This window comes from bacterium Scap17 (genome assembly GCA_013376735.1).
GTDB lineage: Bacteria > Pseudomonadota > Gammaproteobacteria > Pseudomonadales > Halomonadaceae > Cobetia.
This window is the reverse complement of the sequence record VINJ01000001.1, coordinates 3,507,272-3,532,446: the sequence shown is the minus strand read 5'-3', so window position 1 is coordinate 3,532,446 and position 25,175 is coordinate 3,507,272. Positions and strand designations below refer to the sequence as shown.

Here is a 25,175-nt window from a genome sequence, read left to right as displayed (position 1 = left end):
GGTCTGGCTGAAATAACGGCCTCCTTCGGGAGGCCGTTTTTTGTGCATGTCCGTTGGCGTGGCAGGGCGGCGATCGCTGTTGCTGCCCTGCACAACATGCGATGCTTCACGCCAACCTGCCGCGATCTGCCGCATCGTGCTGGCACGACCCGGGAAGGCCGGTTCTCGCAACACACAAGGAGCAAGACAATGGAATGGTTGATGGACCCTTCGGCATGGGTGGCTCTGGCGACCCTGACCGCGCTTGAGATCGTGCTGGGCATCGACAACATCATCTTCCTGTCGATTCTGGTCGCGCGGTTGCCCGAGTCCCAGCGTCAGCGCGGGCGCATGATCGGCCTGGGCCTGGCGATGGGCATGCGCATCGTGCTGTTGATGTCGCTGTCGTGGCTGATGTCGCTGACCGCGCCCCTGTTCAGCGTGGCCGACTTCAGCTTCTCGGGACGTGATCTGATTCTGATCTTCGGGGGCCTGTTCCTGCTCGGCAAGAGCACCCACGAGATCCACGCCAACCTGGAAGGCGAAGACCCCGCCGAAGAGGGCGCGAAGAAGGGCAGCGCCAGCTTCATGGCGATCATGGTCCAGATCGCCTTGATCGATATCGTCTTCTCGCTGGATTCGGTGATCACGGCGGTGGGCATGGTCGATCACCTGATGGTGATGGTCATCGCCATCGTCATCTCGGTGGGCATCATGATGGTGGCTGCCAAGCCCATCGGCGATTTCGTTGATCGTCACCCGACCATCAAGATGCTGGCGCTGTCCTTCCTGATCATGGTCGGCATGATGCTGATGGTCGAAGGCTTCGGTGTTCACGTGCCCAAGGGCTACATCTACGTGGCGATGGCCTTCTCGCTGGCGGTGGAAATGCTCAACATCCGTCTGCGCAGCAAGCGCGCCAAGGCCGTGCGCCTGCGTCGCAGCAGCCAGGCGGAAGACGTGACCGAGTGAGACATTGGCACGCCAACGACTGACATGACTCAGCCTGATCACGCCATGGCAACCGAGCAAGGTAGCCCGGCGTGAGTGGAAAGACGCCCTCTGCGACCGCGTGCCGCAGGGGGCGTTTTCGTGTCATGACAGCCGTGTATGGCAGGTCGGCAACCGGCGAGGAGGGCGACAGGCCCTCCTGCGCGCCAAGACAGTGCCAAAGGGCGGCATACGCGCCTTTGGTGTGCTTGTGCCGGCGTCGTGTGAACGGTATCGTCAGCTCTACATTGCATGGCGATGACATAATGAGATCATCCGTGCGCGCCGTCGTTTCGCGCAGCATATATTGATCCGCTGCCCATATTCATCCTGGTCATCGATACGCTCGATGCGTTCGGCCCTCATGAGGTAGTCGAGCGTCTCGACGCCGCGAGTTTCGCCGCTTCACCTCGATCATGTCGACGACCAGAGCGCCTTGGATGGCTATCTGCCGCCGAGGGCAAGGTGCACCAGCGCCAGATGACCCTTTACACCCGTTTGATGCTTTTCATTTGCACACTCAAGGAGCAGTACCGATGCGTTTGATCCTGTTGGGCGCCCCCGGCGCCGGCAAGGGCACCCAGGCCCAGTTCATCTGCGAGCGTTTCAACATCCCGCAGATCTCTACCGGAGATATGCTGCGCGCCGCGGTCAAGGCCGGCAGCGAGCTGGGACTCAAGGTCAAGGAGATCATGAATACCGGCGGACTGGTGTCCGACGAGATCATCATCGCCCTGGTCAAGGAGCGCATCAGCCAGCCCGATTGCGAGAATGGCTTCCTGTTCGACGGCTTCCCTCGCACCATTCCGCAGGCTGACGCCATGAAGGAAGCGGGCGTGAAGCTGGACCACGTGGTCGAGATCGCCGTCGCTGACGAAGAGATCGTCAAGCGTCTGTCCGGTCGTCGTGTGCACCCGGACTCCGGTCGTGTCTACCACATCGAGTACAACCCGCCGCGCGAAGAAGGTAAGGACGACGTCACCGGCGAAGCCCTGATCCAGCGTGAAGACGACCGCGAAGCCACCGTGCGCAATCGTCTGTCCGTCTATCACGAGCAGACGGAACCGCTGGTCGAGTACTACTCCAGCTGGTCTGCCACTGGCGATGCCCAGGCACCGGCCTACCACCGCATCGAAGGCGTCGGCTCCGTCGACGACATTCGTGCCCAGCTGGTCAGCGCGCTGGAGCACTGATTGCCCGGCACGCCTCAGGTGGCTCAGCTGGAACAGCTCGGATCGCGCTGGTGAAGCCGGCCGCCTGACGAGAAACGCCCGTAGACATTGTCTGCGGGCGTTTTTTGTTCTTCGCATACTGGCGCGAATCAGGAATGAGGCGTTGCGGCAGGCCGCTCGACGGCGTTGGAGCGGGGGTTGCAGCAGGAGTGACGCCCGCGGCCGACACCAGCCGTGGGCAGCCTGCGTCTTTTGCTGCCCGCGGGGGACGGGTAGAATCGCGTCACATTTTTCTGACGACGAACCGCCCATGACCACGCTTCTGGCCATCGATGCATCCTCTTCCGCCTGTTCCGTTGCCCTGTGGCAAGACGGCGTTGTTACTGCCGAGCGCTGTGAGGCTCCCCGTCAGCACACCAAGCGCATGATGCCGATGATCGAGACGCTGCTGAGTGCCGCCGATCTGACCCTCAATGACCTTGATGCCCTGGCCTATGGCCACGGACCGGGTTCGTTCACCGGATTGCGCATCGCCGCCGGCACCATCCAGGGGCTAGCCTTCGGTCTCGATGTGCCGGTGATCGGCGTCTCGACGCTGGCGGCCCTGTCACTGCAGGCCCACCGCCTGCATCACGCGCGTTTCGTGCTGCCGATGCTGGATGCACGCATGGGCGAGCTCTACACCGGCGCCTATCGCGTCGTGACGCGCGCTGACGGCGAGATCGCGGTCGAGCAGGTGCTACCCGAGCAGGTCTGCGCGCCGGGCCTGCTGGAGCTGCCTGCGGCGCTGCGTGAGCATGACTGGCTTGCAGTCGGTTCGGGGCTGGTGATGCACGACGAGCTGCCCCAGAGCGTGCGTGCCAGCCTGGCATTGCAACTGCCCGAGCCGCAACCGGATGCCGAGGCCATGGTGATGCTGGCCGCCCAGGCGTATGCGCGCGGTGAAGCGGTGTCGGCGGTCGAGGCCCAGCCGGTCTATCTGCGCAACGAGGTGGCATGGCGCTGATGGCGCCAGGGATTGCCATCTCGTTGCGTCATCGTTGGGTTCAGCCAAGGCTGACATAAGGTTCGCGCATCATCATGTTGCGCCCGACACTCGCGGCGCGGCTTGACGCAAAGCGTTGTTATGTCACTACGGCACGTGCAGTGCCACAGACGATGTCTGTCGTCCGTGTGGGCCACTGAGGCCCGTCTCTCTTAAAAGGATGTTTCATGGAACTCATGCATGTGGTGGCGTTGGCCGTCATTCAAGGTCTGACGGAATTTCTGCCGATTTCCTCCTCCGCCCACCTGATTCTGCCCTCCCAGGTGTTCGGCTGGCCGGACCAGGGGCTGGCGTTTGATGTCGCGGTACACGTCGGTACCTTGTTGGCCGTGGTGATGGCCTTTCGCAAGGATGTCGCCAATATTCTCGCTGGCTGGTTTGGCCAGTTCAGTGGCGGCGGCACGCTGGCGGCGCGCCAGACCGAAGACAGCCGTCTGGGCTGGGCAGTGCTGCTGGCGACGCTGCCGGCCGTGGTCTTCGGCGGCCTGCTGGGCGATGTGGTGGAAACGGCCGGGCGCTCGATCGCGGTGATCGGTACCACCACCATCGTCTTCGGTCTGCTGCTGTGGTGGGCGGACGTCAAGGGCGCACGCACGCGTGACCTGGCGACGCTGACGCTCAAGGGGGCGCTGATCATCGGCCTGTTCCAGGCACTGGCCCTGATTCCCGGTACCTCGCGTTCGGGCATCACCATCACCGCCGCGCTGCTGCTGGGCTTCGAGCGTCAGAGCGCCGCGCGCTTCTCCTTCCTGCTGTCGATTCCGCTGATCGTCGCGGCCGGCCTGCTCAAGGGTATGGAGCTGATCGAGACCGGCAGTGAGGCGCAGTTGTTCGATGTCGCTCTCGGCGCGGTGCTGTCCTTCGTCTCCGCCCTGGTGTGCATCAAGCTGTTCCTCAAGGCCATCGACAGCATCGGCATGCTGCCCTTCGTCATCTACCGTCTGCTGCTGGGTATGATGCTGTTCGGCATGCTGGCGTTCCTGTAAGCCCTGCCATTGCTGTAAGCCATGCGCGCGATGACGTAAGCTTGTCCTCTGGCGGCGTCGCTCCTGCGGCGCCGTCGGCGTTTGTCAGCCTGATCGCATGCCATGCGAGTTTCCCTTTTCCTGCGTTCACTGTTTCGCTTCACCGTTTCTCATAGAGCCCATCCATGCTGCCACCCGAAGACTCCCTTGCTGCCCATGATGCAGCCGCCGATGCCGCTCCCGTGATCGCCATTGCCCGTTCACGGCTGCAGACGCGCCCGGAACTCGCCATGCTGGCGGCACATTTCGGTATCGCACTGCGGGAAGATGACGAGATGCCGGCGCTCAAGCTTGAGGTGGCGCTGGACGAGCAGGGCGCGCCGCGGCTGGTGATCGCCGGAGATGAGCGCGAATACGGCAAGCCGCTGTGCGTCGATTTCGTCGCCGGTCGTGCCGATCATCGTCGACGCTTCGGCGGGGGGCGCAATCAGCTGATCGCACGGGCCTGTGGTCTGAATCGAGGCGCACTGCCGAGCATCGTCGATGCCACCGCAGGGCTCGGGCGTGATGCCTTCGTGTTGGCGAGTCTCGGGGCACCGGTATTGATGATCGAACGCGTGGCGGCCACGGCGGCGATCCTGGTCGATGGGCTGACCCGGGCACAGGGCTGTGCGGATGACGAGATTCGCGCGATCGCGCTGCGCATGCAGGCGCTGCACGGTGATGCCACGCGGGAGCTCGGGGATCTGGTGACGCAGTGGGACCAGCCGCCTCAGGTGGTGCATCTCGACCCGATGTACCCGCACCGTGACAAGTCGGCCCTGGTCAAGAAGGAGATGCGCGTCTTCCGCGCCCTGGCCGGTGATGATGCGGATGCCCCGGCGCTGCTCGAGGCGGCGCTGGAGGTCGCGACGCATCGTGTGGTGGTCAAGCGGCCACGCAAGGCTGAACCGATCGGCGGGCTCGCGCCGAGTCATGTGGTGGAGGAGAAGACCAGCCGCTACGACGTCTATGTGAAGCAGGCGCTGCGCTGACGCCTGACGATGGCGTCAGCACTATCAGTCTCCGCCAAACGCAAAAGCCCCCGCTCGCGATCTGATCGCGGCGGGGGCTTTTGCGCCAGGGGCCTCGGCCCATCATCTCATTCGCGCTGAGAAGAGGCGTCGGACGGCTTGTGGCCTGCTGGCACGGCTCCGTCAGCGGCCTCGCTGTCGCGCAGGCGTACATGCTGCAGGCGGTGGCGCAGGGCGGGGTCGAACAGATCGCGGCCATGTACCTGCAGGTCTTCCAGCGCTTCGCCGAAGCATAGCTGGCCGCTCTCCAGCCAGATGAAATCCAGTTCCAGCAGGGTATCAAGCAGGCCGCTGAACAGACGCTTGTCGAAGAACTCCGGTGCATTGAGGCCCGACAGCAGGGTCAGGCGTTCGGCCAGGGCGCCGGAATGGCTCTCGAGGGACTCGCGGTCCAGCGTGCCGCTGCCGTGCTGCAACAGGGCGGCGATCAACAGATAGCCGCGTTCCAGCGTCGGTTGTACCGGCTGAGCCAGCAGATGTAGCTGCTCGGAAGGCTTTTGGCTGGCCATCGGACGTGACCAGCGCTCCGGAGTGTCGCCAGTCGCCGCTTGATGCTCCAGCAGGCCTTCCTCGCTCATCAGAGCCAGCGTGGCGGCGATATCCGCCTTCAGCTCAGGGGCCTCGGGGACGAACAGCTCGCGCACCAGCAACGGCCAGGCGGGACTGATCTGATCTTCCAGTGCCTCGAGGGTGTACTGGGCCGTATTGCGGAAGGCGAAGGCGATCAGCGCGGGCAGCGCCAGCAGGTGCAGCACGTTGTTGCGATACCAGGTCAGCAGACTGGCCTGCTCCGGAGTGGCGATCACCAGCTCGCCAAGACTCTGTGGACGCAGGGTGATGAGCCCCAGATGCGCGCAGTGTGCGACCCACTCGTCCGGCGTGCCCTCGGGCAGGCTGTGGTCATGACGGCCCGGCAGCTTGTCGGCGATACGCACCAGCATCGCCAGCTGGCGTTGCAGCAGGCTGGCCTCGATGGCGTGGTGGGCGGTGGACAGCAGCACCAGCGCCGTCAGCGAGACCGGATTGAGCGCGGCGGCGGCATTGATGCGAGTGGCGATTTCATGCCCGAGTTGCGGCACCGCCCGGGTCAGCCATTGTGGGCGGCGCTGATGGCGGCTGGCCTTCCAGTCCGGCGCGGTCTCATCCAGCCATTCGCCCAGCTTGAGCGGCTCGCCGATGTTCAGGTAGACCTTGCCGAAGGGCTGCTTGAGCTGGCCGAGCACGCGGATGAGGTCCAGCGGTGATTCCTTCTTCTTGCTGACTCCCGACAGTTCGCGCTGATAGCTCAGGCTCTCGAAGACCTTCTCGTAGCCGATGTAGACCGGCACGAAGGCCACTTCGCGGCGCGTATCACGCAGGAAGGAGCGCAGGGTCATCGCCAGCATGCCCGGGCGCGGGGGCAGCATGCGGCCGGTGCGTGAACGGCCCCCCTCGATGAAGTACTCCAGCGGGTGGCCGCGGGTGATCAGCTGGTGCACGTACTCGTCGAAGACGGTGGCGTACAGGCGATTGCCGCGGAAGCTTCTGCGCAGGAAGAAGGCGCCGCCACGGCGCAGGATCGGGCCGATGATCGGCATGTCGAGATTCTTGCCCGCGGCGACGTGGGGCGTCATCAGGCCCTCGTGGAACAGCACGTAGGACAGCAGCAGGTAGTCGATATGGCTGCGATGACAGGGCACGTAGATCAGCTCGCAGTCGCCGGCAATGGCCTTGACCTGCGACATGCCACGTACCTCGACACCGTCGTAGAGCTTGTGCCACAGCCGCTTGAGGGCATGCGCCAGAAAGCGCTGCACCGGATAGCCCATGTTGGAGGCGATCTCGCGGCCATATTGCAGGGCACGCTTCTCAAGGCGTGCCGGTGGCTGATCCTGCTCGCGGGCCAGCTCGCTGATCACGTCCTGCACTGCGGGCGCCTTCTGCAGGTTGCGGATCATGGTGTGGCGATGGGAGAGGTCCGGCCCCAGCAGTCGGGTACGCACGCGGCGGAAGTGCACGCGCAACAGGCGCGAGATGCGACGGTGCGCCAGTGCCGAGTCCTGCGGCCCCTCCCTGAGCGCCTCATTGAGTCTGAGCGGCTGGCCGAAATGCACATCCACCGAGCGACCATGCGCCAGGATCGCGATGGCGCGGCGCAGCACGCCCGTCACGCGCCAGCTGTCGGCGGAAATGAGCTTCCAGAAGCCGAACTCCTTGCCCGGTGCACGTCCCCAGAACACGCTGACCGGTACCAGCTGGACCTCGACGTCGGCCGGGGCGTCCTCGAGTGCGGCGATCAACTTCTCGAGCCGACGGGACAGCAGGCGCCTGTCGCTGCGCGAGCGGCGCAGCAGACGAAGACGGGAGTGTCTCAGGCGCAGGTCTCCTATGCTCAGGGACAGGGTCGGTGAGGGCAGGCCACGTGCCTCGCACAGCTGCTCGACCACCAGCTCGTCGGACAGCGCCTGGTACGGGAAGACGTAGACCACTGGCAGCGCCGGGTCGAGGTTCAAGGCGCTGTGGTCCAACGCATTGATGTCGGGCTCCACCGCGCGCAGTTCCACCCACTTGTCCAGCAGACGGCGACTGATATTGCGCAACGGGCGCAGGACTAAGGTGACTGGCGACATGGTGAGGCTCTCGCAGGTGTGGACAAGGACGGACTACCGGAAACGACAATCTGTCGGCGTTCACGAATAAAGCATCGGGTCGATGAATCAGGGTTGATGGCAACGTTTTCATGGTCTGGCTGGTAGCGCTCAGCGCGAGCATGATATTGAACATTATACGCATTCTGCCTGCAGACGCCGTGGCAGGGTACTTGGTGACTGAGTGCGTAGTGACGAAGCGCACAGTGGCAGCATCTGGTGGTGCACCGTCATGGGCATCGCCATCGGTATCGTGCCGTGCAGGGAAATGACGGGAGGCAAGGCATGCTGGGAATGTGGCGATCAGGCAATCGATTCACCTTGCTGCCGGAAGGTGCGCGGTTTCTGCCCAGCATGCTGGAGGCGGTGGAAACCGCACGCCATTCCATCCTGTTGGAGCTGTATCTGGCCGAGAGCGGCCACCTCAGTCGCGTACTGATCGATGCGCTGTGTGGCGCGCGCCGCCGCGGCGTGACGGTGCTGGTGCTGCTGGATGGCTTCGGCTCGCTGGGCCTCGAGGAGGCTGACCGCCAGCGCATGATCGAGGCGGATATCCAGCTGCGGATCTACAACCCGCTTGCCTGGTGGCGACTGGGGCGCAACCTGACACGGGACCATCGCAAGCTTTTGGTGGTCGATGGAGAGGTGGGCTTTACCGGCGGCTTCGGGGCGGTGGATGTCTTCGCCGAGGCCTGGTCGGAAGTCGCGATACGCATCGAGGGGCCGTGCATCAGTGACTGGGTGCGCCTGTTCGCACGCGTGTGGGACTCCGCGGCCAGTCGTGGTCATGGCAGTCGACTGGCGGTACGCAGCATCAATGTGCGTGCGGGCCGGGTCGAGGGCTATCTGGGCATGCGTGGGCGGGTGGTCTGGGGGCATGGTTTCCGCTATCAGGCCATCCGTCATTCCCTGCAGCATCAGGCCAGCAGCTCACGCAAGCGGCTGTGGGTCTGCACGCCATACTTCGTGCCGACCTTCAGCATGCGGCGGCGTCTCAAGCGCGCGGCGCGCCGGGGTGTCGATGTCCGTTTGCTGATCGCCGGCCAGCATCATGATCACCCGGGCGTGCGCTCGGCGGGGCAGCGCTTCTACGCCGGGCTGCTCAAGGCGGGCGTGCGTATCCATGAATTCCAGCCCCGCTTTCTGCACGCCAAGTTCTCGCTGGCGGATGACTGGGTGACGCTGGGATCGTGCAACTTCGATCATTGGAGCCTGCAGTGGAATCTGGAGGCCAATCAGGAGGTGCAGGACCATCGCTTCGCCGCCGAGGTCGCCACGCTGTTCGAGCATCATTTCGCCCACAGCGTCGAGATCACCCAGGCCGCCTGGCAGCGTCGGCCATTGATGCAGCGCTGTCGCGAGTGGGGTTATGGCACCCTGGATAGCCTGGTGACGAGGCTACGCTAAGCGGCTCGCAGCTCTCAGACATTGCTTCAACTGGCATTGCCTGAACAGACGCGGCTGCGTGGAACCAAAACGCCGGACGACCCATGAGGTCGCCCGGCGTTGTCGTTTTCAAGGCTACATGGCGTACAGAGCGCCATGGCGAGCTCAGCGCTTCTTGCCGCCGCCCTTGCCACCGCTCTTGTTGCCACCCTTGCCACTGCCCTTGTTGCCGGCATGCTTGCTGCGCGGAATGCCGGCTGCGCCCGGTGCGGCGGAACCCTTTCGACGCGGCGACGGCTTGGGGCTTTCCGGCGGGACACGGTAGAGCAGGTAGAGATCCAGCAGCAGTTCCGGCAGCTGGTTGACGAAGCGCTGGGCACCGATTGGGTCGGCGATCAGCTCACCGATCTCCGGGTCTTCATCCTCGAAGACGCCGGAGATGGCCATGAACGGCAGCAGCAGTTCGGCGGCAGTCTCTTCCTGGGCACCGAACCAGGCCTCCTCGTCCATGAACACGCCTTCCATGAAGCCGGCACACCAGTCGCCGATCGGTGTCTCGACCGGGTCGGCACCGCCCAGCTCCAGCTCGAACAGCAGTTCCGGCAGCACGCCGTGCTCGAGGGCATCGATGGCGTTGGCACGCATCTGCTCGAACAGGGAGACGACTTCCGCTTCCTGTTGCGGGCTTTCGTAGCTTGGCTGCCCCTGGAAGAGTTCCGGCAGCCACAGGCTGGAGGGCACTTCGCGCGGCGCGATGGCCAGTGCCAGCATGAAGCCATGCGCACTGATGATATCGAGAGCTTCCGGGCCGACGATGTCGGACTCGAGGAATTCGTCGAGGATGTCGAGGGATTCATCATCCAGCAGCGGCTGGGTCTGGACAGGCTCGGCCATGGGGGAGTCTCGCGTGCGATAAGGGGAGAAGTCGAACAGTGCCGCCTGGCTACCAGGGTGAACCAAGGGGAACCGGGCAGGCGTGAATGGCGCTAGTGTATCATTTCACGCCCCGAGGAGTGGTACGCTCGCTCGTCATCAGCTCATCCGTTCATTCGCTCTGCTGTCTGGTCTTCGTGTCATGTCATCATCCACTCATCGTGTCGTCAGTCGTCACCGCTTTGCGCCCGATCATGCTCTGGCCTGCCTGGGGGAGGCCCCCGCCACGCCGCTGCCGCTGGCCGATGCCGCCGCGCTCGAGGCGCTGACGGCGCCTGCCCTGCACGCGACGCTGGAGGCGCAGGTGCTGGCATGTCTGGCACGCGCGCGTGCCCTGTTCCCAGAGCTGCGGGTGCCGTCGGTCTCTTGCCGCCTCAAGGGACGCACGGCGGGCACGGCGGATTCGGCGCGCCAGCGGCTGCGCTTCAATTGGCAACTGCTCAGCGAGAACCGCCATCACTTCCTCAGCCAGACCGTCCCCCACGAGGTCGCTCACTGGGTAGTGATGGAGGTGGTCGAGCGCGCCGGCAAGACGCGCGTCAAACCCCATGGCCCCGAGTGGCAGCAGGTGATGACCAATCTCTACGGCGTCCCGCCGGAGGTGACGCATCGCATGGATGTCTCGACTGCCAGCCCGGCGCCTTGGGCCTATGGCTGTGGCTGCGATACCGCGCACTACTTCAGCTCGCGACGCCACGCCAATGCCCAGCGCGGACATCGCTATCGCTGTCGGCGCTGTGGCCAGGAGTTGAGCGGGCCCTTGAATGACCCGGCGCGTAATGCGTCGATTGCACATTGAGGCGCTTTTCGCTCGCCAGCATGTCGTTGCAAAGTGCGAGTCGTGTCAGAAGGTGTCTTTTCAGGCGGTTTCTGTCCTCCGAACGTCGCTGTGACCTTGGTGTAATTTGTTGATAAACAGTTGAAATAATTAGTAAAAATTTATCTACCAAGGTCTAGTGTGTGGCCCCCCCATGCTTGGGTTTAAGCTGAAATGGACTTGCCTCGGCTCGCCTGCGCTTCACGCATGCCGCGTGGGACAGCGAGTCGCCAGCCAATCCGTCAGAGGTCACGCCACATGAGCGAACATGCCAAGGTTCATCCGGTCACTCCCGATGCCGCCGCCCACGCCTGGGCAGACCGCGAGCGCTATCAGGCCATGTATCAGCAGTCCGTCGAGGCACCGGAGACATTCTGGGTCGAGCAGGCCCAGTCACTGGACTGGTTCGATGCGCCCTCGATGATCCGCAATACCAACTTCGGTCCCGGTGACGTCGATGTGCGCTGGTTCGAGGACGGCAAGCTCAACGTGGCGCACAACTGCCTCGATCGCCACCTCGCCGAGCGTGGAGATCAGGTCGCCATCATCTGGGAAGGGGATGACCCGAACGAGTCCCAGTCGATCACCTATCGCGAGCTGCACGCGCGTGTCAGCCAGTTTGCCAATGGCCTCAAGGAGTTGGGCGTCAAGCGGGGCGATGTGGTCACGCTATACATGCCGATGATTCCCGAAGCCGCGATGGCGATGCTGGCCTGTACACGTATTGGTGCCGTGCACTCGGTGGTATTCGGTGGCTTCTCGCCGGACGCGCTGGCGGGGCGTATCGTCGATTCCAGCTCGCGCATCGTGATCACCGCCGATGAGTCACTGCGGGGTGGCAAGCGCGTGCCGCTCAAGGAGAACGTCGATGAGGCGCTGGAGCGTGATGGCACCGACTGTGTCGACCACGTGCTGGTGGTGCGGCGTACCGGCGGTGAGGTGAACTGGGGCAGCCGCGATGCCTGGTTCCATGAGCTGGTGGACCGTCAGTCCAGTGACTGTCCGGCCGAGGCGATGGGCGCCGAAGACCCGCTGTTTATCCTCTACACCTCCGGTTCCACCGGCACACCCAAGGGCCTGAAGCATACCACGGGCGGTTATCTACTCTATGCCGCGATGACCCATCGCTACGTGTTCGATTACCACGACGGTGATATCTACTGGTGCACGGCGGATGTCGGCTGGGTGACAGGCCACAGCTACATCGTCTACGGACCGCTGGCCAATGGCGCGACCACGCTGATGTTCGAGGGTGTGCCCAGCTATCCGACCCACGGGCGCATCGGCGAGATCGTCGACAAGCACCAGGTCAACATTCTCTATACCGCCCCGACTGCCGTGCGTGCGCTGATGGCACACGGTGACAGCGTGATGGACTCAAGCTCGCGCACGAGCCTGCGGCTGCTCGGCTCGGTGGGCGAGCCGATCAACCCCGAGGCCTGGGAGTGGTTCCACCGCGTGATCGGCAATGGCAATTGCCCGCTGGTGGACACCTGGTGGCAGACCGAGACCGGTGGCATCATGATCGCGCCGCTGCCGGGCGCGATCGACCTCAAGCCGGGCTCCGCCACGCTGCCGTTCTTCGGTGTGCAGCCGGCGCTGGTCGACAACGAGGGCAACATCCTCGAGGGCGCGACCGAAGGCAATCTGGTGATTCTCGACAGCTGGCCGGGGCAGGCACGTTCGATTTGGGGCAATCACGAACGCTACGTGCAGACCTACTTCTCCACCTATGCGGGCATGTACTTCACCGGTGATGGCTGTCGTCGTGACGAGGATGGCTACTACTGGATCACCGGGCGCGTCGATGATGTGCTCAACGTTTCTGGCCACCGCATGGGCACCGCCGAGATCGAGTCCTCGCTGGTCGCGCATGAAGCGGTCGCCGAGGCCGCCGTGGTTGGCTATCCCCATGACATCAAGGGCCAGGGTATCTACATCTACGTGACGCTCAACGACGGCATCGAAGCTAGTGATGAACTCAAGAGGACGCTGACCCAGTGGGTACGCAAGGACATCGGCCCGATCGCCTCACCGGATGTCATCCAGTGGGCGCCGGGGCTGCCCAAGACGCGCTCCGGCAAGATCATGCGGCGCATCCTGCGCAAGATCGCCGCCAACGAGACCGATGGTCTGGGCGATACCTCGACGCTGGCGGACCCGTCGGTGGTGGATGATCTTATCGAGCAGCGCGCCAACCGCTGAGGGCACCGGACGACGCCCGGCGAGGCCTGACAAGACACGCAGCGACAAAAAAGCGCGGGAGCCTCGCTCCCGCGCTTTTTTGTGCGCCTGTCCGCTAGCATCTGTCTGTTCGTATTCCTGGCCCGCGCTTTTGCGCTGTGCGAGACGTGAAAGGTTGGCCATCCAGGTGTTGCTGGCTTGATAATGATGGGGCAGTCCAGGTGACAGCGGAGTCCATGCAGGCACCTCTGCGCATATCCCCATTCATTTCATGATCAAGGCCGCCCCCATGTCAGCAGGCAAGTCGGATGCATCCTGCCCCGCCTCTCAGCCAGCCAGTTCTCTCGCCAGTTCTCCCGCCGCCGGGTCGTCCAATGAGGGCGAGAATCGTCCTCGCGCCGTCATCCTGATGTGCTTGTCGGCGATCTCGTTCGCGCTGATGGGAGCGATGGTCAAGCTGAGCGGCGACCTGCCGTTGTTCGAGAAGGTCTTCGTGCGCAACCTGGTCAGTCTCGGCGTGGCGGTGGTGATGGTGCGCATGGCGGGCGCGCGTCTGCTGGGCCACTGGCATCACCAGCCGATGCTGATGGCGCGGTCACTGATCGGGCTTGGCGGCGTGATGAGCTTCTTCTACGCCATCGATCATCTTCTGCTGGCAGATGCGACTATTCTGAATAAGCTATCGCCGTTCTTCGTCAGCCTGTTCGCCGGCCTCTTCCTGGCCGAGCGTCTCGGCGGCTGGCGGCTGGTCGGCATGCTCGTCGCCTTCTCTGGCGCGGCGCTGGTCATCAAGCCGCAACTGGCATTTGCCGAAGGCGGGGTGGAGGCATTGTTGCCCGCCATGGTCGGGCTGGGTTCGGCAATGCTGGCGGGGGCGGCCTATACGCTCATCCGTGCGATGAGAGGGCGCGAGGCCTCGGCGACCATCGTGCTGCATTTCTCGCTGGTCTCCAGTGTGGTGACATTGGTGCCGATGTTGATGAATCCGGTGATGCCGAGCGGCCCTCAGGCGCTGGCCTTGCTGGGCATCGGCGTCTTTGCGGCCGGCGGTCAGATTCTGATGACCACGGCCTATCGTCTCGCACCGGCGGGGGAAGTATCGATCTATTCCTATCTGACCATCGTGTTTTCGGCACTGGCGGGCTGGGCCATCTGGGGCGAGGTGCCGGATATCGCCAGTCTGATCGGCTTCGTGCTGATTGCCGGTGTCGCATTGATCGGCTGGCATGCCAGTCGCGTTGCGGGTAGGGTTGTCTGACTCACCATCCCCAGGATGCTGTCAGAATCAGCGCACGGATTGTTCGCTCGCCGGGCATCAATCCGTGCGATACTCGTGTTCCCCGAGCGAAACATCAGTACATCTTCCGATGGTGGGCTGCTTTGTTAAACGCGCGTTTTATGGGGTAACATGCCAGAAAATAACGGCGATTGTTGACCGGCCAGGAAGGTCGGTGATCATCACCATCGGGGTTTTGGAGGAGACTCAATGGCCTTTGCCCAGAAGTTCATCGTTGCAGACGATCACCCGCTCTTTCGTGCCGCACTGACCCAGGCGCTTAGACAAGTCGCCTCTCAGGCAGAGATCGTCGAGGCTGACAGCATGGAAGCGACCAACGAAGTCGTTGCCCGCCATCCCGATGCCGACCTGATCCTGTTGGACCTGCACATGCCGGGAGCCCACGGCTTCTCCGGTCTGATCCAGTTGCGTGGCCAGACACCGGACATCCCGGTGGCGGTCGTGTCCGGTAGCGAGGAGCCCTACGTGGTGCGCCGCGCCATCGATTATGGGGCCTCCGGCTTCATTCCCAAGTCCGCCAGTCTCGACGTCATCGCCGAAGCCATCGGCGAGATCCTCGAAGGCGAGGTCTGGCTGCCGGCAGATATCGCCGAGGCCATGGGCGAGTCTTCCGAGGATGAATCGCGCTTCGCCGAGGCGATCGCGTCACTGACGCCGCAGCAGTTCCGCGTGCTCAACATGCTGACGGAAGGTCTGCTCAACAAGCAGATCGCCTATGAGCTGAATGTGTCCGAGGCCACCATCAAGGCTCACGTGACCGCCATTCTGCGCAAGCTGGGCGTGCATTCGCGCACCCAGGCTGTCATCGCGGCCCAGCGTCTGGAAGTCGAGCCGCCGAAAGTCCGCTCCTGATCCCGCGTCAGCGCTTGAGCTGAGGCTCTCCTCGAGAGTCGCATCTTCACGCCACAAAAAGCCCGCCCTGTCGCTGACAGGGCGGGCTTTTTGCTTCTACCAAGTCTAAAGATCGACAGGCCAGCCCGACTGATCAGGGGGCTGGGTCATCCGTCGCGGCGTCGGAGGCATCACTCGCGCCACTGGTGTGCTTCTCGGCGCGATTGGCCTGCAGGGTGCGCGTCAGCAGCGCACGCAGCGCGGCGGGTCGCACCGGCTTGAGCAGCAGGTGATAGCCCGCACGGCGCACTTCCTCGGCGACTTCATCGGTGCGGTCGGCGGTGATCACGATGCCCGGTACCGAGCCCGCCAGACGCTCATCCAGCGCATCCAGTGCCATCAGGCCAGTCACCTCGTTGTCGAGGTGGTAGTCGGCGAGGATGGCATCCGGATCACCATCCAGGTTGCGGATCACCGACTTGGCGCCGCCGATCGAGGTCGCCGTGAACACCTCGCAGCCCCAGCCGGACAGCATCGCCTTCATGCCTTCGAGAATCAGGCTCTCGTTGTCGATGCACAGGACGCGAGTACCGGTCAGCTTGTTGCCGGCGCGCTTGCGAGCCGGCACGGCATCCGGCAGCTCGGCTGCCGGCAGCTCCTTGCTGATCGGCACGCTGACGGCGAAGACGGTGCCGATGCCGACCCAGCTGCGCACCGTGATCGGGTGGTCGAGCACCCGGCTCATGCGTTCGGCGATCGACAGCCCCAGGCCGAGGCCCTTCTCGCTCTCCTTGTGACGCTCGGTCTGATCGAGACGCCGGAATTCCTGGAAGATCTCGGTCAGCTTCGACTCGGGAATGCCGGGGCCGGTGTCCCAGACCTCGATGCGAATGCGATCGCCCAGACGGCGGCAGCCCAGCAGCACATGGCCCTGGCGGGTATAGCGCACCGCGTTGGAGAGGAAGTTCTGCACGATGCGTCTGAGCATCTGGCCATCGGAATCCACTGCCAGCTGGGTCATCACCACCTTCAGGTCAAGTCCGCGATCTTCCGCCATCACCTCGAACTCGGCCTTGAGCGGCTTGAGGATGTCGGAGAGGCGGAACACGCTGCGCCGCGGTGCCAGGGCGCCTGCGTCCAGCTTGGAAATGTCGAGCAGGGTGCTGAGCAGCTCCTCGGCGGCCTGCAATGAGTTGTCGATGTGATTGGTGGTGGTCTTCATCTCGCCTTCGACCTGCTGGGCGAGGGCGGAGGTGAACAGACGCGCCGCATTCAGTGGCTGCAGCAGGTCGTGGCTGGCCGCGGCCAGAAAGCGTGTCTTGGAGGCATTGGCATCCTCGGCCAGCTGCTTGGCCTGACGCAGTGCCTGCTCGGCCTCGGCGCGCACGCGGTTCTCGGTGCGCAGGGCCTCGTTGACCTGTGACAGCTCCTGGGTACGCACGCGCACGCGCTCTTCCAGGTTCTCGTTGGTCTCCTTGAGGGCGATCTCCGCCAGACGTCGCTCGGTGATGTCCTGATAGAGCGCGAAGAAGCCGAGGATGTTGCCCTTGGTACTGAAGTGCGGCGTATAGGTGACCAGCATGTAACGCACGCCGCCTTCCGAGGCTTCCAGCGAGATCTCGAAGGAGACGCGCTCACCGGACAGCGCGCGCGTCATCCACGGTGCACGCTGGCGATAGATGTCTTCCGGCATCGCCTCTTCGGCGGGCTCGCCGATCACGGCGGTACGGTCGATGCCCATCACCGCTTCATAGGCACGGTTGGTGAAGAGGTAGCGGCACTCCTTGTCGAAGTAGGCGATCAGCGCCGGCACGTTGTCGGTGTAGATGCGGATGTTGTTTTCCGAGCGGATCAGCGCCTCTTCGGTGCGCTTCTGCTGGGTGATGTCCTGATAGGTGTAGACGAAGCCGCCACCGGGCATCGGATTGCCCTGGATCTCCATCACGCTGTCATCCTGGCGATAGCGCACGTAGCGGTGCGGCTCGCCGTTGCGGATGGCATCCAGTAGCTGGTCGACGTGCTCTTCGGGGTCGCCCGGTCCGTATTCGCCGTTGTGGGCGTTGTAGCGGAAGATGCGATCGATGGGCGCGCCGACCCGGATCAGGTTGTCGGGGAAGCGGAACATGTCCAGGTAACGCTGATTCCACACCACCAGGCGCATGTGCTGGTCGACCACGCTGATGCCCTGGTGGATGTTCTCGATGGTTGCCTGCAGCAGGGCGCGGTTGAATTCGAGCACCTGCGAGGCTTCATCGACGATGGAGATGACATCCGAGATGCCGATGCCGCGACCCTGCAGCGCCGAGTTGACGACGATGCGTGCCGAGGAGGCCCCGAGCACCGAGGCCAGGAAGCGTTCGGTGAACTGGATCAGGTCGATGGAGGCGCGTGCATGCAGCTCCAGCGGCTGGCCACTGCGGCGCGCGTAGTCCTCGAAGGCGCGCTCGACCTGCTCGTGGCTCAGGAAGCGCTCACACAGGACGCGCAGGTCCGAGACGGAGGTGGAACCGGTCCAGGGGCGCGAGACGCTGGTCTGACGGGTCTCGACGCTGTCGACGAACAGTGAGGCCTGGATGCGCTCGACCACGCGCTGCGGCGTCATCTGCGAGACGAAGATGTAGCAGAACAGGTTCAGGCCGAGTGACAGCATCACGCCGTGGGTCAACGGGTCGTTGAAGCGGAAGCCGAACAGGCCATGCGGCGACAGCCAGTCGATGCCCAACGGGCCTTGATTGACGATCTCGGCCGGCATTAGACCCGCCTGTGCCAGTGCCGGGATGAGCAGGGTCCAGGCCCAGACCGCGAAGCCGACATTAAGGCCGACGATGACACCAAGACGGTTGCCACGCTTCCAGTAGAGGCCGCCCATCAGCGAGGGCGCGAACTGGGCGACGGCGGCAAACGACAGCAGGCCGATGGCCGAGAGGGTGCTGTATTCGGCGATCAGCAGATAGAAGCCGTAGGCCAGCGCCAGGATCATCACGATGGTCAGGCGGCGCGCCAGCAACACGATATGGCTGTAGTCGCGTGCTTCGGTATCGAACCAGCGCAGGCGGAACAATAGCGGAATCACGATCTCGTTGGAGATCATGATCGAGACCGCGACGGCGGCGACGATCACCATGCCGGTGGCGGCGGAGAAGCCGCCGATGAAGGTCAGCAGGGTCAGCCAGGTCTGGTCGGCTGCCATCGGCAGCGCCAGCACGAAGCTGTCCGGTGACACCGAACCATCGGGGAACATGGTCAGGCCGGCGGCGGCGATCGGCAGCACGAAGAAGGAGATGGCGACCAGGTAGATCGGGAACATCCAGCGCGCACGGCGGGCGTCATCGTGGTGGGTGTTCTCGACCACCGCGACGTGGAACTGACGCGGCAGGCAGAAGATCGCCAGCATCGCCAGCAGCGTCTGGGCCCAGAAGCCGGTGCCGAAGGTCTGAGTCTCCAGCTGCTGTTGCAGCTCCAGATAGGTGTCGGCCTTGGTGAACAGATCGCCCAGGCCATTGAACATGCCCCAGGTGACATAGACGCCCAGGGTCAGGAAGGCGACCAGCTTGACCAGCGATTCGAAGGCGATCGCCTGCAACAGGCCGACATGGTGCTCGGTGGCGTCGGTGTGGCGGGTGCCGAACAGGATGGCGAACAGCGCCATGATCGCCGCGACATAGAAGGCGGTATCGCCCAGCCAGGCGGTTCGCGTGACGTCGCTGGTGTCGGTGAGTACCTGATAGGCGCTCGAGACGGCCTTCAACTGCAGGGCGATGTAGGGCAGGGTGCCGACCAGGGCCACCAGCGAGGCGAACACCGCCAGCGACTGTGTCTTGCCGTAGCGCGAGGCGATGAAGTCGGCGATCGAGGTGATGTTCTGGCGCTTGGCGACCCGAATCATCTTGAGCAGGATCGGCCAGAACAGCAGACAGGCCAGAATCGGCCCGATGAAGATGCTCAGATAACTCCAGCCGCTGGTCGCGGCCTGTCCGACGCTGCCGTAGAAGGTCCAGCTGGTGCAGTAGACCGCAAGCCCCAGACTGTAGACCGCTGGGCGCCGATTCGGCGACCCGTGTTTCTTGGCGTTGCGATCACCCCGCCATGCAATCGTGAACAGCACCGCGATATATGCGAGTGCCACTGCGATCAGCCACCAACCCTGGAACATGTCGCTCTCCTCTCTGGAAGCGCCATTCTACGCAGCCCCGCCACGAGTCCCAAGCACTGTGCATGACAGACTCGGCGTCTTGAGAGTCGTGAGGGAGATGCTCCGTCATCCATTGATACGCAGACGCTTCGATGATCGGCGTCAAGAAGCCGTAAATGGCGTCTGCACAACGAGCCTGTTTTTTCGGTATCGGCCAATGTCATGCGCGCAACGCGCGGAAGATTTCGTCGTTCATCCTTCGCCCATTTGGCCAATAGACCAAGGGATTGCATCTTTAGGATATGAATCAACTTGTTGATTTGAAATGAATTGCATCGTTCTCAATCTTGCTCCATCAGGGGTGGCTGACATTCTCGACTAAAGTCAGCCTGCAACGTTGCAGGGCCTTGTCTACTGTCAGATTCGAGTCGTCAAGTTTCCTGTTATGGCTTGAAAAGCGCAGGAAATACCCATCAACCGCTGAGAAAGGATCATCCACTGATGGGTGGTCATCGATCTCTGGATCACCAATCACTCCACTTCGCCAATCACAATAACAATGCGAGAACACCATCATGAAGGAAGCGAATGCCAAGGCGTATTGGTCCGCCAATATCAAACTGATCATGGGCTATCTCGTGGTCTGGTTCGTGGTGTCCTATGGATGCGGGATATTGCTGGTGGACGTGCTGAACAACATCCAGTTCTTCGGTTTCAAACTGGGCTTCTGGTTTGCGCAACAGGGAGCGATCTACTTCTTCCTCGCGCTGATCATTCTGTATGCCCGTTCGATGAACAAGCTCGATGAGCGTTTCGATGTTCACGAGCAATGAGTCAGTGACACGCCGGGCACAGGCCGCTCGTCGTGACGCATCGTAGTGTGAATAAGAACAATATGATCGATATCGCCAAGGACACTGCCAATGGATGTTCAACTGCTGACCTATCTCTTCGTGGGCGCATCATTTGCGCTCTATATCGGGATCGCGGTGTGGTCGCGAGCCGGTTCCACCAAGGAATTCTATGTCGCCGGGGGTGGCGTTCACCCCATCGCCAACGGGGCAGCGACCGCCGCTGACTGGATGTCGGCGGCCTCGTTCATCTCGATGGCGGGCATCATCGCCTATGTCGGCTATGACGCCTCCGTCTACCTGATGGGCTGGACCGGCGGCTACGTGTTGCTGGCCATGCTGCTGGCGCCGTATCTGCGCAAGTTCGGCAAGTTCACGGTGCCGGACTTCGTCGGTGACCGTTACTACTCCAGTGTCGCACGCACCGTGGCGGTGATCTGCGTCATCTTCATTTCCTTCACCTATGTCGCCGGCCAGATGCGCGGTACCGGTATCGTCTTCGCGCGTTTCCTCGAGGTGGACGTGAATGTCGGTGTCGTCATCGGCATGGCAATCGTCTTCTTCTATGCCGTTCTGGGGGGCATGAAGGGCATCACCTACACCCAGGTGGCGCAGTACTGCGTGTTGATCTTCGCTTTCCTGGTACCGGCCGTCTTCCTGTCGATCATGATGACGGGCCATGTGCTGCCGCAGACCGGCTTCGGCGGCACCCTGGTGGACGCACAAGGCAACGATACTGGTGTCTATCTGTTGCACAAGCTTGATCAGGTGGTGACCGATCTCGGCTTCCGTGAGTACACCGAGGGTTCCAAATCCACTATCGATGTCTTCTTCATCACCGCCGCGCTGATGTGCGGTACCGCTGGCCTGCCCCACGTCATCGTGCGCTTCTTCACGGTGCCGACGGTCAAGGATGCGCGTATCTCCGCCGGTTGGGCGCTGTTCTTCATCGCCTTGCTCTACACCACTGCGCCGGCCGTGGGCGCCTTCGCGCGAGTGAACCTGGTCGAGACCGTCAATGACACCGCCTATGAGGAGCTGCCGGGCTGGTTCTACAACTGGGAGAACACAGGGTTGATCGGCTGGGTCGACAAGAATGGCGACGGCATCATCCAGATGCGTGGCGGTGATCCCTTCGCGGGCAAGCCGAGCTATGAAGGCAGCGCTGACAGCCAGGCAGCACGCGGTGAGCACGGTCAGCGTCTGGTGAGCAACACGCCCACCGACAACGAGAGCGAGGTCTACATCGACCGCGACATCATCGTGCTGGCCAACCCGGAGATCGGCAACCTGCCGGCATGGGTCATCGCACTGGTAGCGGCGGGTGGGGTGGCGGCAGCACTCTCGACGGCGGCCGGTCTGTTGCTGGTCATCTCGTCGGCCATCTCGCATGACCTGCTCAAGAAGACCTTCAAGCCTGATATCAGCGAGAAGCAGGAGCTGATCGCGGCACGTCTGGCGGCGGCAGTGGCCATCGTCATCGCCGGTTACTTCGGCATCAATCCGCCAGGCTTCGTGGCGCAGGTAGTGGCCTTTGCCTTCGGGCTTGCGGCATCGAGCTTCTTCCCGGTCATCCTGCTGGGGATCTTCTCCAAGCGCATGAACAAGGAAGGTGCTATCGCGGGCATGTTGGTCGGCCTGGTGTTCACCTTCAGTTACATCGTCTACTTCAAGTTCATCTCGCCGGAACTCAACAGTGCCGAGAACTGGTTGCTGGGTGTGTCGCCGGAGGGGATCGGCTCACTGGGCATGGTGCTCAACTTCGTCGTCGCAGTCATCGTCTGCAAGATGACCCCGCCGCCGCCCGAGCACATCCAGCATATCGTCGAGGACATTCGTGTTCCGCGCGGGGCCGGGACAGCAGTGGATCACTGATTCAGGCAGCAGGGCCTGTTCGCGCAGCACGCAGCATCGGCGCGAACAGGCCCCCGTTTCCCGAAGCCCCGTCTTGCAATTGCAGGCGGGGCATCGTGGTTTGAGGGCTCGTGCATCGATCAGCGATGCACGCGCAGAGGGGAGTCGCTGTCATGCAAGCGTCACTGGTGGATATCGCGTTCGAGGAGCCGCCGTTCAGTCTGCTGGATGAGCGACTTCGGCAACGACTGGCCGAAGGGGTGGATCTTCACTATTTCGAGGCACTGGCACAGCCGCTGGTGCCGGGGGCCGTCGGTGAGGCGGTCTACATCATTCACAAGGGCGAGGTGGCGGAACTGGCCGCTGATTCGGCACTGCCGGACGCCGCCACGCTCGACAAGGCGCAGCGCGAGGGGCTGGATGCCTGGGGCAGTCTGCGCATCGGTCATTACACCGCGGGAGACCTGTTCGGGGCGCTGACGCTGCTCAATGGCCATTGCCGTACCCGTTTCGTCTGCGAGCAGGAGACGCTGTGCTACCAGCTACCCGCTCAGCTGTTCTTCTCGCTGTGCCATGAGTGTCCTGCCTTCGGTGAGTACTTCCAGCACAGCCTGAGTGACAAGGCGCGGCTGCTGGCGGCGCAGCGTGATACCCGTCAGGGCGCGAGTCGCGACCAGGCGGGCTTCATGCTGGCGCGGGTGATGGACTGCATGCGCCCGCCGCTCAAGCTGGCGGCCAGCGCCAGCATCGAGCAGGGGGTCAAGGCCATGCAGACGGCGGGGGCGGACAGCCTGATCATCTCTGTCGAAGGGCGTCAGGGCGTGGTGACACGCACAGACCTGCTCAATGCGCTGGTGATTCAGGGCTTGGCTCCCAACCATCCGCTCGCCTCGCTGGGCAGCTTTGCGCTGGTGGCGGTCACGGCGGAGGAGTATCTGTTCCAGGCGCTGGTGCAGATGACCCGTCACCGGGTCGCGCGGGTCGTGGTCAAGGAGCGCCTGACGCCTGACGCGGCGGTCGTCGGGGTCATCGAGCTGACCGACGTGCTGGGGTTCTTCTCCAATCGCAGTCAGCTGGTGAGTCTCGAGATCGAGCGCGCCTCTGACATGGCGGCGCTTGAGCAGGCCAGTGCGCGTCTGCCGGAAATGGTCAGGGCGCTGGCGATGCAGGGAGTCCACATACGCCATGCGATGGGGCTGTTGAGTGCGCTCAACGGGCGCCTGATCGAGCGCACCTTCGCCATGCTGGTGGCGGAGGAACACCGAGCCTCCAGTTGCCTGATGCTGATGGGCAGTGAAGGGCGCGGAGAGCAGATCCTCAAGACCGATCAGGACAATGGACTGATCATAGCCGATGGCCACCAGTGGCCCGATAACGAGGACATCCTGCAGCACTTCAGTGACGCCCTGGCGGGTCTCGGCTATCCACCATGCCCGGGCAACATCATGGTCTCCAATCCGGAGTGGGTCGCCACCGAGTCGCGTTGGCGCGGCAAGATCGCGCGCTGGTGCGCCGGGCGCGATGGCGAGGCGCTGATGAATCTGGCCATCGTCTTCGATGCGCGCGCCAGCGGCGGCAATGAAGCACTGGTCGACAGCTTGCGCGGCCATCTGGTGCGCCACGCCACGCGTGATGAACTGCTGCTGTCGCACTTCGCGCGCCCGGCGCTGCATTTCTCGACCCCGCTGACGCTGTTCGGCTCCTTGCGCTCGCCGCGCCACGGCATCGATATCAAGAAGGGCGGCATCTTCCCCATCGTGCATGGCGTTCGCACCATGGCGCTGGAACGTGGAGTGATGGCCACCGGCACCTTCGCGCGGCTTGAGGCGCTGGTCAGCGATGGGCGTATCGAGGCCAGCGACAGCGCCGATCTTGCCGAGGCGTTGTCGCTGTTTGCCGAGTTGCGTCTGCGCCAGCAGCTGCGCCATCTGGAAGAGGACGAACATGGCGCTGCCGCCGGCGGGGCTGGCGACTCGCGCAAAGATGGCCAGGACAAGACCTCGGCGGCGCGGGAGGCAGGGAGTCGCAACCTGATCATCACCCAGTCGCTGTCCTCGTTGGAGCGTGATCTATTGCGCGATGCCCTGAGTCGGGTCAAGGACTTCAAGCAGCGCCTGTCACATCGTTATCACCTGGAATACTGAACCGGCCTCAAGGCCGAGGGGAGGTGGCATGTTCGAACAACTGAGACGCGCCAGTGATCGTCGTCGTCATGCGCAGGGCGAGTTCGCCGAGCTCTTTCGTCCCTGGCATGCCGCCGAGCGGGGCGGGGAGCGTGTGGCGCTGGACTGCGAGACCACCAGTCTCGATGTCGGTCACGCCGAGCTGGTCTCGCTGGCAGCGGTGCGTTTCGATGCGCGCCATATTCATACCTCCAGCGCACTGTCGCTCTACCTGCAATGCCCGCAAGGGCTGCAGGGCGACTCGATCCGTATCCATCGTCTGCGCGGTATCGATCTGCATGGTGGAGAAGCGCTGGGCGATGCGCTGCGACAGCTGCTGGAGTTCATCGGCAATCGCCCGCTGGTGGGCTGGTGCATCGACTTCGATGTCGCGGTGATCAACCGTCACCTGCGGCCACGCTACGGCTTTGATATGCCCAACCAGCGTCATGATCTGGCGCGTGATTACGCTAGGCGCTGCAAGCATGAGCAGCCGGATGCCGCCCCGGACCTGCGCTTCGAGGCGATGGCTGATGCCCTCGGCGTGCCGGTGATCGGTCGCCACACTGCGCTGGGGGACGCCGTGACCAGTGCGCTGATGGCGCAACGCCTGATGCAGGCACCGCTGTCGCCCTCGCTGGCCAGTCAGGCCTGAGTCAGTCGACATCATCCTCAAGGCTATTATGCCAAGGTCTGTTGCCGGAATGTCCAATGGCCCGGCGCACTGCCTTTGTCCACACTGGCAGCCATACGACACGCCCGCTGCGGCGATATGTCGACACGAATTGCACGCCAGTGCACTACCGGCCAGCAGGACGGCCAAGCCATGCAGGATGCAAGACCGAGCAGCTTTGATAACCATAATGAAGCGGCGACA

The 25,175-nt window shown here is 63.3% G+C and carries 17 protein-coding genes; 14 read left to right on the top strand and 3 right to left on the bottom strand.

Annotated elements, in window-relative coordinates:
* Positions 1-189 precede the first annotated feature (189 nt).
* From FLM52_15015 to FLM52_14995, 5 genes are all read left to right on the top strand, one after another.
* Entirely contained in the window at positions 190-951 is a 762-nt protein-coding gene (locus tag FLM52_15015) for a TerC family protein (protein NVN57054.1), read from the top strand.
* A gap of 554 nt (positions 952-1,505) precedes the next feature.
* Positions 1,506-2,162 carry an adenylate kinase gene (locus tag FLM52_15010; protein ID NVN57053.1) on the top strand — a complete coding sequence of 219 codons (657 nt, stop codon included), beginning with the start codon at positions 1,506-1,508 and terminating at the stop codon, positions 2,160-2,162.
* A 289-nt stretch (positions 2,163-2,451) separates the two neighbouring features.
* A complete protein-coding gene (gene tsaB / locus FLM52_15005; protein ID NVN57052.1) occupies positions 2,452-3,147 on the top strand; it encodes a tRNA (adenosine(37)-N6)-threonylcarbamoyltransferase complex dimerization subunit type 1 TsaB in 696 nt (231 codons plus the stop codon).
* Between the two features lie 206 nt (positions 3,148-3,353).
* Positions 3,354-4,172: an undecaprenyl-diphosphate phosphatase gene (locus FLM52_15000; protein NVN57051.1), complete on the top strand. Its 819-nt coding sequence runs from the start codon at positions 3,354-3,356 to the stop codon at positions 4,170-4,172.
* 269 nt (positions 4,173-4,441) lie between these two features.
* The gene (locus FLM52_14995; protein ID NVN57050.1) at positions 4,442-5,185 is read left to right on the top strand and encodes an rRNA methyltransferase; all 744 of its coding nucleotides are present in this window, start codon (positions 4,442-4,444) and stop codon (positions 5,183-5,185) included.
* Positions 5,186-5,292: 107 nt separating this feature from the next.
* On the opposite strand, the gene plsB is transcribed toward FLM52_14995, so the two are convergent.
* Complete coding sequence (gene plsB / locus FLM52_14990) at positions 5,293-7,833, bottom strand: glycerol-3-phosphate 1-O-acyltransferase PlsB (GenBank protein NVN57049.1); 2,541 nt, start codon at positions 7,831-7,833, stop codon at positions 5,293-5,295.
* A 303-nt stretch (positions 7,834-8,136) separates the two neighbouring features.
* Between plsB and FLM52_14985 the strand changes: the two genes are divergently transcribed.
* Complete coding sequence (locus FLM52_14985) at positions 8,137-9,258, top strand: phosphatidylserine/phosphatidylglycerophosphate/cardiolipin synthase family protein (protein NVN57048.1); 1,122 nt, start codon at positions 8,137-8,139, stop codon at positions 9,256-9,258.
* 144 nt (positions 9,259-9,402) lie between these two features.
* Here FLM52_14985 and FLM52_14980 read toward each other — a convergent pair whose 3' ends face one another.
* Positions 9,403-10,131, bottom strand: a complete 729-nt coding sequence (locus tag FLM52_14980; protein ID NVN57047.1) for a YecA family protein — start codon at positions 10,129-10,131, stop codon at positions 9,403-9,405.
* Positions 10,132-10,312: 181 nt separating this feature from the next.
* Between FLM52_14980 and FLM52_14975 the strand changes: the two genes are divergently transcribed.
* From FLM52_14975 to FLM52_14960, 4 genes are all read left to right on the top strand, one after another.
* A complete protein-coding gene (locus tag FLM52_14975) occupies positions 10,313-10,969 on the top strand; it encodes a metallopeptidase (GenBank protein NVN57046.1) in 657 nt (218 codons plus the stop codon).
* Positions 10,970-11,245: 276 nt separating this feature from the next.
* Positions 11,246-13,192: an acetate--CoA ligase gene (gene acs, locus FLM52_14970; GenBank protein NVN57045.1), complete on the top strand. Its 1,947-nt coding sequence runs from the start codon at positions 11,246-11,248 to the stop codon at positions 13,190-13,192.
* Positions 13,193-13,580: 388 nt separating this feature from the next.
* The gene (locus FLM52_14965; protein ID NVN57044.1) at positions 13,581-14,429 is read left to right on the top strand and encodes a DMT family transporter; all 849 of its coding nucleotides are present in this window, start codon (positions 13,581-13,583) and stop codon (positions 14,427-14,429) included.
* 228 nt (positions 14,430-14,657) lie between these two features.
* Positions 14,658-15,320, top strand: coding sequence for a response regulator transcription factor (locus FLM52_14960; GenBank protein NVN57043.1), 663 nt, complete (start codon positions 14,658-14,660; stop codon positions 15,318-15,320).
* A gap of 133 nt (positions 15,321-15,453) precedes the next feature.
* Here the strand turns inward: FLM52_14960 and FLM52_14955 are convergent, their stop codons facing one another.
* Entirely contained in the window at positions 15,454-19,452 is a 3,999-nt protein-coding gene (locus FLM52_14955) for a PAS domain S-box protein (GenBank protein ID NVN57042.1), read from the bottom strand.
* Between the two features lie 554 nt (positions 19,453-20,006).
* Here FLM52_14955 and FLM52_14950 point away from each other — a divergent pair.
* From FLM52_14950 to FLM52_14935, 4 genes are all read left to right on the top strand, one after another.
* On the top strand, positions 20,007-20,264 hold the full coding sequence (locus FLM52_14950) for a DUF4212 domain-containing protein (protein NVN57041.1): 258 nt from the start codon (positions 20,007-20,009) through the stop codon (positions 20,262-20,264).
* Positions 20,265-20,354: 90 nt separating this feature from the next.
* A complete protein-coding gene (locus tag FLM52_14945; GenBank protein NVN57040.1) occupies positions 20,355-22,157 on the top strand; it encodes a cation acetate symporter in 1,803 nt (600 codons plus the stop codon).
* A 164-nt stretch (positions 22,158-22,321) separates the two neighbouring features.
* A complete protein-coding gene (locus FLM52_14940) occupies positions 22,322-24,280 on the top strand; it encodes a CBS domain-containing protein (protein ID NVN57039.1) in 1,959 nt (652 codons plus the stop codon).
* A 28-nt stretch (positions 24,281-24,308) separates the two neighbouring features.
* Entirely contained in the window at positions 24,309-24,953 is a 645-nt protein-coding gene (locus FLM52_14935) for a 3'-5' exonuclease (protein NVN57038.1), read from the top strand.
* Positions 24,954-25,175 lie beyond the last annotated feature (222 nt).

Bases quoted from the DNA above. Each gene is read 5' to 3' on its own strand.
- FLM52_14960 (NVN57043.1), top strand. From the start codon at position 14,658: ATGGCCTTTGCCCAGAAGTTCATCGTTGCAGACGATCACCCGCTCTTT.
- plsB (NVN57049.1), bottom strand. From the start codon at position 7,833: ATGTCGCCAGTCACCTTAGTCCTGCGCCCGTTGCGCAATATCAGTCGC.
- FLM52_15015 (NVN57054.1), top strand. From the start codon at position 190: ATGGAATGGTTGATGGACCCTTCGGCATGGGTGGCTCTGGCGACCCTG.
- FLM52_14935 (NVN57038.1), top strand. From the start codon at position 24,309: ATGTTCGAACAACTGAGACGCGCCAGTGATCGTCGTCGTCATGCGCAG.
- FLM52_14995 (NVN57050.1), top strand. From the start codon at position 4,442: ATGCTGGCGGCACATTTCGGTATCGCACTGCGGGAAGATGACGAGATG.
- FLM52_15010 (NVN57053.1), top strand. From the start codon at position 1,506: ATGCGTTTGATCCTGTTGGGCGCCCCCGGCGCCGGCAAGGGCACCCAG.
- FLM52_14965 (NVN57044.1), top strand. From the start codon at position 13,581: ATGTGCTTGTCGGCGATCTCGTTCGCGCTGATGGGAGCGATGGTCAAG.
- tsaB (NVN57052.1), top strand. From the start codon at position 2,452: ATGACCACGCTTCTGGCCATCGATGCATCCTCTTCCGCCTGTTCCGTT.
- FLM52_14985 (NVN57048.1), top strand. From the start codon at position 8,137: ATGCTGGGAATGTGGCGATCAGGCAATCGATTCACCTTGCTGCCGGAA.
- FLM52_15000 (NVN57051.1), top strand. From the start codon at position 3,354: ATGGAACTCATGCATGTGGTGGCGTTGGCCGTCATTCAAGGTCTGACG.
- FLM52_14980 (NVN57047.1), bottom strand. From the start codon at position 10,131: ATGGCCGAGCCTGTCCAGACCCAGCCGCTGCTGGATGATGAATCCCTC.
- FLM52_14975 (NVN57046.1), top strand. From the start codon at position 10,313: ATGTCATCATCCACTCATCGTGTCGTCAGTCGTCACCGCTTTGCGCCC.
- FLM52_14950 (NVN57041.1), top strand. From the start codon at position 20,007: ATGAAGGAAGCGAATGCCAAGGCGTATTGGTCCGCCAATATCAAACTG.
- acs (NVN57045.1), top strand. From the start codon at position 11,246: ATGAGCGAACATGCCAAGGTTCATCCGGTCACTCCCGATGCCGCCGCC.
- FLM52_14955 (NVN57042.1), bottom strand. From the start codon at position 19,452: ATGTTCCAGGGTTGGTGGCTGATCGCAGTGGCACTCGCATATATCGCG.
- FLM52_14945 (NVN57040.1), top strand. From the start codon at position 20,355: ATGGATGTTCAACTGCTGACCTATCTCTTCGTGGGCGCATCATTTGCG.